Below are 13875 nucleotides of genomic sequence, written 5' to 3' on the forward strand. Positions count from 1 at the left end.
CAGTGTATGTAGTTGGCTGAGGCTGACCTTATAGAGGGACAGGCACCTGGAAAAGCATGTCCTGCAGTTGGAATGGAGGTGCATAAGCAAGTCTGATAGGCCTGTCGCCTGCGTATCCGGAACCCGAGACCATGGAGTTTATGATGTTGAAGAGTATGATTGGCGGCGCTTTGCTGCTCGTTGCCGGCCTGGTGAATGCACAGGAAACGGTGAGCCCGCCAAAACTGGAACCGGAGCAGCAGGAACTGATCAAGAAGGCCGTAGGCAGTCATGTGCGGTCAATCAGCAACGTCATGCGCGATGCGGCAAGAAACCCCGAGCAGACGCTGGCATTCTTCGCTGTCGAACCGCAGCACACCGTCGTCGAGATCTGGCCGGGCGGTGGCTGGTACACGGAAATCCTCGCGCCGTTGTTGCGTGAGGACGGTAAATACATCGCTGCGCATTTTGATCCGGACAGCTCCGTCGACTACTTCCGCAAATCCCTTGATGCCTATAAGGAAAAACTGGAGAAGTCACCCGATATCTATGACCGGGTCGAACTGACCGTCCTGAATTTCGACCCGCAGACCCCGATCGCCCCACCGGAGTCGGCGGACCGGGTGCTGACCTTCCGCAATGTGCATAACTGGCTGTCGCAGGGCAGGGACGAGGCGGCAGTGGTGTTCGCCAAGATGCACGCCGCGCTCAAGCCCGGCGGCATGCTCGGGCTGGTCGAGCACCGGGCGCGTATCGGCACCGACCTGGAAACCATGGTGCGCACCGGTTATGTGACCGAAGAGCTGATCGTTGAATTGGCTGAGGAGGCGGGGTTCGAGTTGCTGTCACGCAGCCCGGTCAACCAGAACCCACGGGATACCACCAATCATCCCGAGGGCGTGTGGACCTTGCCACCGACCTTGCGTCTGGGGGATGAGAATCGGGCGCAGTACCTGGCGATCGGGGAGAGTGATCGGATGACGTTGTTGTTTGTCAAAAAGTGAGTGGGGCTCCTGGCTCCCCCTCTCCCCAGCCCTCTCCCGCGAGGGGAGAGGGGGCAGTCGGTGCCGATGGAGAGAATGTATTTCTCCTGGTCGTACGTAGAACTCTGTAGTGCTCACGCGAGCAAAACCGTGTTTAGCTTTTTCGCTTTCGTCCGTGCGAGGAAAGGGAGCTGATCGTGCGATGAATATGACTATATTTCCCCTGGTCTTTCTCTGAAAAACTCATAAACAACTTCATGTTGTCAGGAACAAGGAAAACAGCCAGCCGGCACTGACAAGCCCCCTCTCCCCTCGCGGGAGAGGGCTGGGGAGAGGGGGAGCCATCATTCCCCCCGCCCAGCACCCTCCACCACCTGCTGCCGAAAACTCGTCGGACTCATATTGGTCCAGCGCCGAAACGCCCGGGTAAAACTGCTCGGATCAAGAAACCCCAATTCATAAGCAATACTGGTCAGCGACAACTGCCCCTCGCCGATCATGCGTATCGCCGTCTCCCGGCGCACCTCATCCACCAATTGCTCATAGGACGTCTCCGCCTGGCTCAATTTACGCCGCAGATGGCGGGGGCTGATGTTCATTGGACAGGCGATGCGCTCCACCGAGATATCTCCCGAGCCCAACAGCAGTTGCACCCGCCGCTTCACCTGCTCCACCAGGTCATGCGATGGCAGGCTGGCGAGCATGTCCTGTAGGGTCTCGGTCAGGCGGGTGCATATAAAGGTATCGGCGGTCAGCAGTGGCCGGTCCAGTAATGACAGCGGCATGGCGATGGAGTAGGGCGCGCCGCAGATGATCTCATCGCACTCCAGCAAACGCCGGCACAGCTCCAGGTCAATGGATGGACGTTGCAGTGAGGCACGCTTGAACAAACCCTTGCCGGACGTATCCAGGCTACCCAGCACCTGGCCGAGAAAACCCATCAACGCCTCCACCTGCTGGGGGTGAGGTTGTCCGATAGGGGTCAGCAGCAACGACGCTTCGGCGGCTTCCCGGCGCAGTTCCAGCTTTACCTGGGTGCTGATGACCGGGAAGAAGCGGACCACCTGCTCGATGGCGGCAGCGACGGTGAGGCAGGCGCTGGCCGATAGTTTGAGCAGGCTGAATACGGTGGGAGAGCAGGTGCGCTGCAGGCGCAGTCCGAACAGATCATCGCCTGCAAGGCGAGCGGCTTCGCTCCAGACCAGGTTGCAATTGGCTTGTTCGATGAAAGGGTTGCCGGAAAGGTGGCTGTTGGTCAGGTTGTACGCAAGGCTGGATTGTGCCAATGCGACACCATAGTGCCCGAGTGCCCTGTCGATGATGGCGACCCAGTGGCCATGCTCGCGAATTCTCGTTTGCGGCTGCTCTCTCAGGCTTCCCAGCATACTGCTCCCTCAAAAAGCATGAAGGTATGACAGTTCAATCTTCTGTCTCACCGGTCTAGGCTATAATGACGTGACTCATCAGTCAAATGATCGAAATCAAGTTTCGCAAGGCGAAATAATGGGGCCGGTGGGGCCAAGAGCAACAGATCAGCCACCCGTTTGGGTGATAAAGAAAGGATGGAATGACCTTCACCATCGTGAGTCCTTGTCCTGTGGCAGGCTTTCCCGCGCCAACCTTCAATCCAGAGCACCTTTTTTATCAAACATCCGTTTGACTTGCAAACTCTCCTGGCGGCCTTTTGCCAGAGGTCAAGCTGACTTCAAATGACTGATGGGTCGGATTCGTTTGGTGAATGGCCGTCAAGGACAAATGATTTGGCCATTTGGGGCAGGTTGTTTTGATGGTGCTCATGACAGACTCGGCAATGTCCTGAACGTGTCTCTTGATACACAGGTTCATGTCACCCAAACGGAGCAGCACAATGACAAAAAAAATGCATGCTTGGTCGCTCGCGGCCTTGCCCCTGGCTATCGGACTGGCCAGTTTCTCAGGTTCTGCAAACGCAGTTAACTTCAATATCGGGGAAATCGAAGCGCAACTGGACTCGCAGCTGTCGATCGGTGCGAGCATGTCGACCGCAGGACGGGACAAGCGTCTGTACTTTCTGCGCAGTGAAGGTGGTGAGGCTGCTGCCCGTACTTCGGATGACGGCCGCCTGAACTACAAGAAAGGCGACGTGTTCTCCAAGATTTTCAAGGGTTCCCACGATCTGGAAATGCGCTACGGTAACTCCGGCGCGTTCATCCGTGGCAACTACTGGTACGACTTCGAAACCAAGGATGGCAGCCAGCGTTTCTATGACATCAGCGATTCCGGCCGCCACCCGCTGCAGAAAGGGTCAGGCATCCAACTGCTGGACGCCTTTGTCTACCACAACTATTCCATCGGTGATAACCCGGGTAACGTACGTCTGGGTCGTCAGGTTGTCAGCTGGGGTGAAGGTGTCTTCATCCAGAACGGCATCAACTCCATCAACCCGATCGATGCTTCCGCTTTCCGCCGCCCTGGCGCCGAGCTGAAGGAAGGTCTGCTGCCGGTTGAGATGCTGTACCTGTCCCAGGGCCTGACTGAAAACCTGAGCATGGAGGCTTTCTATCAGCTCAAGTGGCACGGCACTGTTGCGGATAACTGCGGTACTTTCTTCTCTACGGATACCGTAGGGCGCAACTGTGTTGATCGGTTGGTCTGGTATGGGGAAGACTACCCCCAAGGCGCACCTGTTGCAGCAACACCCTTTGGGACAGTGCCTTACATCGTGCGGGCGCGAAAAGATAGGGAAGCCAGTGATAGCGGCCAGTTTGGTGTCGCTTTCCGCTGGTTTGTGCCTGAGCTGAACAATACTGAGTTCGGCTTCTATGCGATGAACTACCATAGCCGCAACCCGCTGTACTCGAACGTCAAGGGCGGCGTTGCTCCTGGTGATCTGGTTACAGGCATAGATGGAGCAGTTGGCTCTGCTGGCTACTTCTTCGAGCATCCTGAAGATATTCGCCTGTATGGCATCAGTTTTGGTACTGACATCGGTGGTATGTCTGTTGCTGGTGAACTCAGCTTCCGCCCGAATATGCCACTTCAGATCAACACTGGCGACATGAGTCGTACAGCTTTGCCGGACCATGCTGGTATCAAGCCGGATGGTAACTTCGACAATACCTACCGTGAAGGCGTCTACGCTCCTGGTACAGAGATCCGGGGCTACGATCGCAAGAACTTCTGGCAGGCTTCCATGAGCGCTGTGCATTTCATTGACCGTGTCATGGGCGCCAGCCGGCTGTCCCTGATAGGGGAAGTGGGGGCCAACTATATCGGCGGTATCGGTTCCGGCAATGGCACCACCAAATATGGTCGTGACTCCCTGTTCGGCCAGAGCCCTGATGCCAACGGTGTGTGCTCGTCCGATACAGCAGCTAACCCGCACGGCAGCAGCTGGTGCGAAAACAACGGCTTCTTCACCGACTTCTCCTGGGGCTACCGCCTGCGTGCGTCCCTGGACTACAGCAACGTGATTGCCGGTATCAACCTCAGCCCGAACATCGCCTGGTCGCATGACGTTGAGGGCTACAGCCCCAACTTCAACGAAAACGCCAAGTCGGTCAGTCTCGGTCTGAACGCCGATTACGCCAACAAGTACAACGCCAGCATCAGCTACACCAACTTCTTCGATGGCAAGTACAACACACTGGTTGACCGCGACTTCGCCGCCGTCAGCTTCGGCGTAAGCTTCTAAGCAGGTTTTGGAGAGAACACTATGCGTATGCAAAAAACAGTATTCGGTGCATGTGGTCTTGCCCTCAGCATGATCGCCACCAGTGTTATGGCACAAAGCCTGACCCAGGCCGAGATCGATCAGCTGGGCACCACCCTGACTCCGGTTGGCGCTGAAAAAGCCGCCAACGCTGCAGGCACCATCCCCGAGTGGACCGGTGGTCTGGCGGTGGACGCTGGCAAAAAGCTGGAGCGCAACTTCAGCGAAAACCCCTATGCAGGTGAGCAGGCGGAATTCGTCATCACCGCGCAGAACTACCAGGAGCACAAGGACAACCTGACCCCTGGCCAGGTAGCCATGTTCGAGCGTTATCCTGAGACCTTCCGCATGCCGGTGTACAAGAGCCACCGCAGCGTCAGCCTGCCGCAGTCGGTCTATGACCAGGTCAAGCAGACCGCAGGCAAGGCCGAGCTGCTGAACGGTGGTGACGGTATCGACAACTTCACCCACGGCAGTTTCGCCTTCCCGATTCCCAAGGTCGGTGGCGAAGTGGTGTGGAATCACCTGACCCGCTATCGCAAGAACATCCAGCGCTCCTACGTGCAGGCGATGCCGCAGACCAACGGCTCCTACACGCTGATCAAGTTCCAGGAAGACGTGGCCTATCCGCAGTTCATGCCTGACGTGGATCTGGAAAAGGCAGCCAACGTCCTGGTCTACTTCAAACAGCGCGTCAACGCCCCGGCACGTCTGGCTGGTAACGTACTGCTGGTTCACGACACCCTGGATCAGCTGAAGGAACCGCGCATGGCGTGGGTATACAACGCTGGTCAGCGCCGCGTACGCCGTGCTCCACAGGTAGCCTACGACGGCCCAGGTACCGCGTCTGACGGTATGCGTACCACTGACAACTTCTCCATGTTCAGTGGCGCGCCGGACCGCTACAACTGGAAGCTGGTCGGCAAGAAGGAAATCTATGTTCCCTACAACGCCTACAAGCTGTCCGATCCGAACCTGAAGTACAGCGATATCCTGAAAGCCGGTCACATCAACCCGGAACACACTCGCTTTGAGCTGCACCGCGTGTGGGAAGTGGAAGGTACCGTGAAGGATGGTCAGCGTCACATCTACGCCCAGCGTAACTTCTTCTTCGACGAAGACTCCTGGATGCTGAACCTGGCTGATCACTACGACGGCCGTGGCACCCTCTGGCGCGTAGCGGAAGGCCACATTGCGCATAACTACACAGAGCAGCTGCCTGGCTATGCCACCGAGACCCTGTACGACCTGCTGGCAGGCCGCTACATTGCTCTGGGCATGTACAACGAAGAGTCCTCCGCACCGACGTTCGGCATGACGCCTTCGTACAACGAATTCACCCCGGCAGCCCTGCGCTCCTCGGGTGTTCGTTAACAGCTGATCACCCCCGGTGATTGAAGAAGGGAGCCTGCTTGCAGGCTCCCTTTTTTTTCGCCCCTCCATAGCCATCCTCAATCGCCTTATTGAAATGAATCAAGGGCCCGGTTTTCCTGTCAACTGATAGACTCATATCATCTCCCTTGGCGAAGCGACAAAGCAGCTATCATGGAAAAGACTCCCTCACTGGCAACCGAACTGCGCGCCGCCTGGATCAGTCAGGCGCAGCGCAGCCCCTATATCTCCGTCGGGCTGGGCGGCTCGGTGCTGATCATCCTGTTGTTGATCATCATCAGCGGCTTCAGCGCCCTGACCGGTGACAACGCGATAAACGTGCGCCTTGCCTTGCTCGGCGGCACCGCCGGCTTTGCCGCCACCGCCCTGGGCGCCTTCATGGCGCTGGTGCTGAGGGACGTCTCCACGCGTCGGCAGGACAGCATGCTGGGCTTCGCCGCCGGCATGATGCTCGCCGCAGCCGCCTTTTCGCTAATTCTCCCCGGCATCGATGCGGCACAGGAGATTCTGGGCAACAACATGGCAGCGGCCGCGACCGTGGTTGTCGGTCTGGGACTGGGCGTGGTGCTAATGCTCGGGCTTGACCAATTCACCCCGCACGAACATGAAATCATCGGCCACCAGGGCCCCAGCTTCGAGCGGATCAGCCGCGTCTGGCTGTTCGTCCTGGCAATCACCCTGCACAACATTCCCGAAGGCATGGCGATCGGTGTGGGGTTTGCGGCGGGTGATATGGCGGTCGGCATACCGCTGGCCACTGCCATCTCCATCCAGGATATCCCCGAAGGGCTGGCCGTAGCCCTGGCGCTGCGTACCACAGGGTTATCCGCCTGGCGGGCGGCACTGGTAGCGGCGGCCACCGGGCTGATGGAGCCGCTGGGGGCACTGGTCGGCATCGGAATGTCCAGCGCCTTCGCCATTGCCTATCCGGTGAGCATGGGACTGGCGGCGGGCGCGATGATTTTCGTGGTATCCCACGAAGTCATCCCCGAAACCCACCGCAACGGCCACCAGACGCCGGCGACGATTGGTTTGATGGTGGGATTTGGGGTGATGATGTTTCTGGATACGGCGTTTGGGTGAGGTGGGGTGTGTAGGGTTTCCCCCTCTCCCCAGCCCCCCTCCGGGCCCCGGCCCTTCGCAGAGCTCAGGGCGCTCAAGCGGGCGAAGCAGTGCTTCGCTTTTTCCGCTCTCGCCCCGCGAGGGGAGAGGGAGCTTGTTAGTGCCTGCGGGGTATTTTTCCTTATTCCTGACAATATTAAGTTATTGATGATGTCCAGATGTCAGCAATGACCGTTTATAGAAGCCTCAGGACGAAACAGTAGCCCCCAGCCTGCACGGCCAGCTCCCTCTCCCCTCGCGGGAGAGGGCTGGGGAGAGGGGGAACAACCCGCACCCATCACCTAGCAGGCCGACTCATCAACAACCGCCGAGCCTGCTCCCAATTAAACTCCTCACTCCGCGCCTCAGCCTGAATACGGCGTTTGGGTGAGTGAGTACTTCACTTCTCTTGAAAGTCAGACATTCATGTTCTATAAATAGGGCGTTAATCTATTTTATGTCCTATTAATGGGTCGCGGATACACTTATGGCAAAACCTGTTACACGTACATATTCTCGCTATAGTCGGGATGCTGCGCGGCTTCTTGGGTTAATGATACGCAACGGGCGGATTGAACGTGAGTTGACCATAGCTGAATTGGCAGAGCGTGCAGGTGTGTCGCGCGGCTTGGTTCATCGCGCTGAACAGGGTGATATGGGGTGTGCGATAGGTGCAGTTTTTGAGCTTGCAGCTCTCGTTGGTGTTTCCCTTTTTGAAACAGATCAATCCGTAACAGCCATGCACATTGCAAACGCGGAAAAAACCCTCTCTCTGTTGCCTCGCAGTGTTCATCCTTCCCGAAAAGAGGTAAAGGATGACTTCTAGAATAGAACGGCTGCCAGCGAGGCCTATGTCTGGATCTGGTGACGGAGCCAGTTGTTGCTGGTCTTTTGAGCCGGGACGGCGGCCATATCACGGTTGACGTAACCAGTACGACTCTTTGAGCCGGTGCCTATCTACCCAGCAGGCCGACTCATCAACAACTGCCGAGCCTGTTCCCAATCGAACTCCTCCCCACGCGCCTCAGCCTCGGCCTGATGCTCATCCAGCAGCTGATACTGGGCAATCTCCTCATCCGGCATGTAATGCAGGCAATCACCCCCAAAGTACCAGAGCAGATCACGCGGGATCATATGGGCTACCTGCGGATAACGGCTGATCACCTGGCAGATAATCTCTTGGCCAGCATACAGTGCATCCTGCTCACCCGCCTCCAGCTGAGCTATCAGCTCCTCAAAGCGTTCCAGGAACAGGATGCTGCTTTCCTCAGGCATCTGGGTCATCAATACCGCCTGCGCCCGCAGGGTATCGAAAAGGCTTTTCAGTAGGGCCAGGTGGTAGCGGTGGTAGGGCAGATTGGTATTCATGGCGGGCTCCCGGGGTAATCAGGCCGGCAGTCTAGCAGAGCTGGGAGGAATGTTGGAATTTGCAGCTCAAGCTCGACGCACAGCCCTGCACTGCCACACCAGAATCACCAACAACCCAGCCACAACACCAACGCTATTGGCGTAGATATCATGAATATCCGCCGAGCGGGTAGGGTGGAAGGATTGCACGAACTCCACCGCGACCCCCACGGCAAACATCAGCACGCCGCGTAACCACCAGCGCCAGCGGGGGAAGGCCATGTAGCTCAGCAGGGTGCAGACGAACAGCCCGCCAGCATGGTAGAGCGAATCCACCATGCTGAACTTGAATGGCGTGGGCGGTGGGCCGGGGCGCATGCCGAGGTACATGCCCAGAAACAGAACCGAGAAGAACAGGATTCTGTAGAGCGGTCGGTAGCGGGCCCAGTGGCGGCCGATGATCAGGCGCATGGGGGCAGAGTATCCTGTCGTCGAGCAGGCGCTCGACAACCCCAGGTAGAGTACCTCGTAACACCCCTGGGGGTGTAGCGCCCCTGCGCTACGCCTACGGACGCTGAGCAACGCAGTCGTCGAGCAGGCGCTCGACAACCCGTTATCTGATGAGCGCAGGGCATCACTCTACCATGCGCCCGAACCCATCATTGAACCACTCGATATCCCGCGCCCCGGTCATGTTATACAGGCTGTACTGCCTGCTCAGCCGCGCGCCGCCGTCCCGGGTTGTCGGGTTCCAGGCGATGGTGCCGCTGGAAGTGGACGACTTGGCGAAGAAGGCATCGAACGGGAAGGTAAAGTAGATACCCTTGTCGAAGCTACCCTCACCGAACTCTTCCGACGAGACATTGGTCTTGGTCGCCCAGGCACCGACGATCACACCACTGGAAAAGCGTCGCGACAGGTCCAGCGTGGCGCCATAGTCGCCAGCCAGGTACCGACCGGCACTACCCTTGGCCAGAATGTCCCAGAACTTTGTCTGCGAATAACCAGTGATATGCCCGGTCCAGGTCGAATAATCGCGGAAGTCGAAGTCCTGACGGAAGCCGCGCTGTTTCACCCAGTTGGCATCCACACCAATCGCCCAGCCAGCATCGAATGGACGATAGAGCACCTCGCCACCCACACCGCCGAACATGCTTTCCAGCAGACCGCCATACGCCATGGCATACACATCGCGATCCAGGCGCTTGGTCCAGGTGTATTGCAGGTTCTCCAGCACTACGTCCGAGGTCACCAGGTACTCACGGATATAGGTCCGTACCCTAGGCATGTTGCTCGAGCCGCGATGTTCGAACTTGTCGAAGTTGTTAATCAGGTTCGCACCCAGCGTACCGCGTACCCAGTTGTTGCGGTTGAAGCGGTACTCGGCGTTGGCGCGTGCCAGGAACTGATAGAGGATGAACCCATCCGGGCCACCCATGTTCTGCTTGTAGCCCAGCGACAGACCCCAATCGAACTTGTCCAGTTCGGGGGTATGCACCACATCCTTGCTGACCACGCTGGGGGTAGCATTGACGATACCGCGGCGCAGGCCTTGGACGTCAGTGCTATTGTCTTCGTAGTCACGCAGGCTCTGCGGCTTGATGCTGGTTTCGCTGACGGCCATGCCCCGTGGCTTGTTGACCAGGGTATACCAGTCGTAGCTGCCTTCGCCCAGGCTGTTGTCCAGGATGCGCGAGGCGCGGGTCACCCCTTCGGCCTCGTCACGGAAGGTCCGCTGCTCGCCGGTGATGATGACTTCCCGGTCCTTGATGGCGATCTCTTCCACCTCGAAGCCGGCGTTGTCCTTCAGGCGGCTGCTGACATCGACCCAATCCACGTTCTGGCCGGCCACGCCCGCAGGCAAGGGCTGGCGAGCCTCTGGCTCCGGATCAAGAAACTTCTGCGGTCCGCGCCCGGTCTTGAGGTTGGTCTGGAAGGTAATGCCGATCATGGCGGTATTACCGCGCTCCCAGCCGGCACTGATATCTATGCCGTTGCGGACTTGAAATACCGCGCCCAGGTTGATACGCGAATCCGCCGCATCAAAGCTTGGATCACCCGGCTCGGAACGATAGTCGTTGCCGTCGAACTCCACCTTCAGGCGCAGCCGGTCCCAGGGTGTCTGGTACTCCACGCCGCCGAAAAAGGCAGCGGGGCCACTGAAATAGGTGCTGGTATTGAAGTTACCGCCGCGATCACCTTCAGCACGGCCAGCACGCTCCTTGTCACGCAGGCCGCCAAAGGGATTGCTGATATCACCCCGGTTGCCATGGTAACCCCAGGCGATACCCAGGCTCAGATCCAGATCCCAGAAGCGCTTGTTGGCAACGAAATATTCACTGGAGAACAGACCAGTACCCGCCGCGTCGATAAAGCCCACGGCCAACTGTGGCATCCAGTAGGACTCCTGCCAGAGCCGGAACTTGGCATCCATGGCCTTATCCTTCAGGCTCTGGTCACCACTGAATGCCTCGGAGGAGCTATAGCGCCGGTTATTCAGCGTGGTATAGCGCAGCGTGCCTTCCATCCACGGCAATGGCTGCACCGAAATACTGTAGCGGCTGTAGGGCGAAACCCGGTTGGCATTGAAGCTGAAATTGCCATCCTCGGCAAAGCGGGCCGTAGGGGTTTGCAGCAGGCCCACGCCACCAAAATCACTCTGGGTGGTGCGGTAACGGTCGGCGTAGGCATTGCACGGCAAAATGGCCAGGGCGAGCAGGGCAGGAGCGAAGAATGCCGCCTGCCGGCCAGCGAACTTACTCGGCATGCAGGCCTCCCAGCTGATACTGAGTCGCCAGGAAGTTGGCAATATCATCATTCAAATCGGCGGTGTCCGGTGAAATATCGCTGGGGTTCAACGGCACGTAGAGAATCCCCCCAACCGCGACGTGACCCTGCTGCTGGTTCCAATGGGCCATGCCGATACGCTCCGCCGCACCGTCCGGCTGGATGATATACAGATAGTTGCGATCAGCTGCCGGGTGGGCAGGGCACTGGCGTAGATAGTCCTTGATGCCCAGGGCGGCATCGAAGCTCAGCACGCAGTCGCTGGCCACCGCACCCATCACCCGCACAGAAGTGGGACGTGTCGGGTAAAGCAACTTGTCACCGGCCTCGAGCAGGTGGTTATTGCTCTTGACCAGCAGCTGGAAGGGGTTGAGCTCGGCCTTGACCCGGCCGGTAACCGGCAGCGGCTCGACAAAGGCCTCCAGCCGTTCGATCAGCTCGCGTAATTGCGGGTCGTTCTGCGTCTGGGCATACATCTTGTTGATGCGCAGGTCGAACAGTACCCCGGCCTTGAGGCGCTGTTGGGGTTCGATAGCGCTCTGGCGCAGCAGGGCAGCGCCCAGCGGCCAGGCACTGGCGCGCACCTGGCCGGCTACAGCAGCATCGCGCAGGCGGGCGCCTGGCTGCCATTGATAATCGCCGGGCTTGAGCACCGCCCCGCCAATGGAAACCGTCTGCGCATGCGCGGCAGACATACCCAGGCCGATCAGCAGGGCGCCCGTTGCAACCAGCCGGTTCAACAGAGAGCTCATGGTTGGCCTCCCGCAGTCTTCACCAGCGTCAGATGCAGGGGTGGCAGATCGGGCGCGAGATATTGGGTACTGCGCCGTACCAGGCCGGTGTCAGGCTCAACCCAGTAATGATTGGTAGCCTTGAACCCTAGCTCCGGCATGCGGATGGCTTCGTCGATACGCAGCAACTGGTGGCTTGCGCCCATGAACTCGACCTTCTCCAGGCGACCGCGCTTATAGCGGGCATGCTGATGCAGACCGGTGCGGTACAAGGCCGGGTAATCAACGAGGCGAGTGACCTGAAGGCCATCGGCCACGGTATGCAGCCCGGCCACGAAGGGGTCGGCAGCTGCCAGTGGCGTGATGATATCGGTAGGCATACCGGCAGTCTGGGTGACGCGGCCATAGTGCGTGAGCACCATCTCGGTCACGCCATGCCATTCCACCACACCAGTGGCACCGCCGCTGCTGACCATCATGGCTTCAGCAACACCCAGTTGGGCCAGTAGCACAGGTGCGTCGATGGCATTGACGCGTTCCACCGTTATGGGAGACTCCGGTCCGGTAATGGCCAGCCGCATGGTTTGCAATGCATCACCGGTCAGGGAGTTACAACCGGTCACGCCAACCATGGCCATGCCCAGTACGACCGTAGTAAAGATGTTCTTCACCGAAGACTACCTCAATTGTTGCGGTCGTTTACGTCGTCTTCGATTTGAAGCGTGGTTCTGAAGATATTTGCAGTGGGGAACAGTTGACTTATAAAACGGTTCCAGCGTGTGATGCCGGCAGCCCCAACGAATACTACATCCTGAGGCTGCATTTCGAAATGGTTAGCGAGAATGAACGCTGATGGTGATTGAGCATTCAGCTGAAAAACAACGGCTTTTTCTGTGTCCAGATTCTCTATGCCGCGAATGACATATACCTCTTTTCCACTGGAGGTCGTTGGTGAGGGGCCACCTACAGTTGCTAACACCTCGCTAAGAGTCATACGGCTTGTGCGATAAGCTAGTGAGCCTTGCCGACCAACTTCGCCCATGACGAAGACTTTGCGTGCATCATTCAGCCCCATATGTACCTTGTCGCCGGGTTTGAGATAAACATCACCGATGAGGCTGGAGCTGCTTGTCAGGCGGTCATAATCAAGTCTGTATGTCTTATCGTCACGAATCAATAACAGGTTGGAGAGATCTGCGCGTTGAGTGTCGATGCTTGCTCGGCCAATGGCTTGCAGCAGAGTCAGCCGCTGAGCGTTGACTGGTATTACGTCAGCATTTTCAAAGGCGCCACTGAAATAGATCTTCTGGCTGTTGTATTCGATGACGTTGACATCAACCTGAGGTTGCTCGATGTAACGAGCTAGGCGCGTAGCGATGATTTCGCGCAGCTCCTCAAGGGTCTTACCGGCAACATGCACGTTGCCAATAAAAGGATAAAACAACGTACCGTCATCACGAACAACCCGAGCGTTGGCGCTGGAAGGCTGCTGCTGGCCTCCTGGGATGGTGAGTTCCGGGTGATCCCAAACAGTGATAAATAGTGCATCGTTGGCGCCGATCCGATAATTTTCTGGTGAATAATCAAGGAGCTCCTGGGGGACTTCTACGTCACCTTTGACAGCTTGGTCCTGCGCAATCAGCTTGGGAGTAATCTGGACTATTTCCACCATGCTGTTCTCGGCGGAGTCCTGGCTGATCAGCCGATCGGTATCCATATGCATGCCGGGGGAGAACATGCAGGCTTGGAGGAGAAGGGTAGAGGCGCCCAGAGCGACAAGCGGAAATCGGATCATGATTGGTGTTCTTCTGTGGAGTCCAGGTAAAAAAAAGCCACCCAAAACGAGGTTTCAGGTGGCTTCGTT

General features: G+C 58.0%; 12 protein-coding genes. 5 read left to right on the plus strand and 7 right to left on the minus strand.

Annotation, left to right across the window (positions count from 1 at the left end):
* Positions 1-143: 143 nt before the first annotated feature.
* Entirely contained in the window at positions 144-983 is an 840-nt protein-coding gene (locus H6X51_RS01220) for a class I SAM-dependent methyltransferase (protein ID WP_221627150.1), read from the plus strand.
* A 323-nt stretch (positions 984-1306) separates the two neighbouring features.
* Here H6X51_RS01220 and H6X51_RS01225 read toward each other — a convergent pair whose 3' ends face one another.
* Positions 1307-2347, minus strand: coding sequence for a helix-turn-helix domain-containing protein (locus H6X51_RS01225; RefSeq protein ID WP_185265687.1), 1041 nt, complete (start codon positions 2345-2347; stop codon positions 1307-1309).
* Between the two features lie 482 nt (positions 2348-2829).
* Here H6X51_RS01225 and H6X51_RS01230 point away from each other — a divergent pair, with 482 nt between their 5' ends.
* From H6X51_RS01230 to H6X51_RS01245, 4 genes are all read left to right on the plus strand, one after another.
* Complete coding sequence (locus H6X51_RS01230) at positions 2830-4635, plus strand: DUF1302 domain-containing protein (RefSeq protein WP_185265688.1); 1806 nt, start codon at positions 2830-2832, stop codon at positions 4633-4635.
* Between the two features lie 27 nt (positions 4636-4662).
* Positions 4663-6027, plus strand: coding sequence for a DUF1329 domain-containing protein (locus H6X51_RS01235; protein WP_185265725.1), 1365 nt, complete (start codon positions 4663-4665; stop codon positions 6025-6027).
* A 171-nt stretch (positions 6028-6198) separates the two neighbouring features.
* On the plus strand, positions 6199-7128 hold the full coding sequence (locus H6X51_RS01240) for a ZIP family metal transporter (RefSeq protein ID WP_185265689.1): 930 nt from the start codon (positions 6199-6201) through the stop codon (positions 7126-7128).
* 505 nt (positions 7129-7633) lie between these two features.
* Positions 7634-7972 (plus strand): helix-turn-helix transcriptional regulator, encoded by a 339-nt coding sequence (locus H6X51_RS01245; protein ID WP_185265690.1) that lies wholly within the window; start codon positions 7634-7636, stop codon positions 7970-7972.
* Between the two features lie 131 nt (positions 7973-8103).
* On the opposite strand, the gene H6X51_RS01250 is transcribed toward H6X51_RS01245, so the two are convergent.
* The 6 genes from H6X51_RS01250 to H6X51_RS01275 form a co-directional block, all read right to left on the minus strand.
* The gene (locus H6X51_RS01250; RefSeq protein ID WP_185265691.1) at positions 8104-8514 is read right to left on the minus strand and encodes a PA2817 family protein; all 411 of its coding nucleotides are present in this window, start codon (positions 8512-8514) and stop codon (positions 8104-8106) included.
* A 66-nt stretch (positions 8515-8580) separates the two neighbouring features.
* Positions 8581-8964, minus strand: a complete 384-nt coding sequence (locus tag H6X51_RS01255) for a VanZ family protein (protein WP_185265692.1) — start codon at positions 8962-8964, stop codon at positions 8581-8583.
* Positions 8965-9127: 163 nt separating this feature from the next.
* Positions 9128-11260 (minus strand): YjbH domain-containing protein, encoded by a 2133-nt coding sequence (locus H6X51_RS01260; protein WP_185265693.1) that lies wholly within the window; start codon positions 11258-11260, stop codon positions 9128-9130.
* Positions 11250-12032: a capsule biosynthesis GfcC family protein gene (locus H6X51_RS01265; protein ID WP_185265694.1), complete on the minus strand. Its 783-nt coding sequence runs from the start codon at positions 12030-12032 to the stop codon at positions 11250-11252. Before H6X51_RS01265 ends, H6X51_RS01260 begins: the two co-directional genes overlap by 11 nt.
* Positions 12029-12682 (minus strand): YjbF family lipoprotein, encoded by a 654-nt coding sequence (locus H6X51_RS01270; protein WP_185265695.1) that lies wholly within the window; start codon positions 12680-12682, stop codon positions 12029-12031. The genes H6X51_RS01265 and H6X51_RS01270 overlap by 4 nt, the downstream gene beginning before the upstream one ends.
* An 11-nt stretch (positions 12683-12693) precedes the next feature.
* The gene (locus H6X51_RS01275; protein ID WP_185265696.1) at positions 12694-13806 is read right to left on the minus strand and encodes a polysaccharide biosynthesis/export family protein; all 1113 of its coding nucleotides are present in this window, start codon (positions 13804-13806) and stop codon (positions 12694-12696) included.
* Positions 13807-13875: the final 69 nt, after the last annotated feature.

Source organism: Halopseudomonas xiamenensis (assembly GCF_014219065.1).
GTDB lineage: Bacteria > Pseudomonadota > Gammaproteobacteria > Pseudomonadales > Pseudomonadaceae > Halopseudomonas > Halopseudomonas xiamenensis.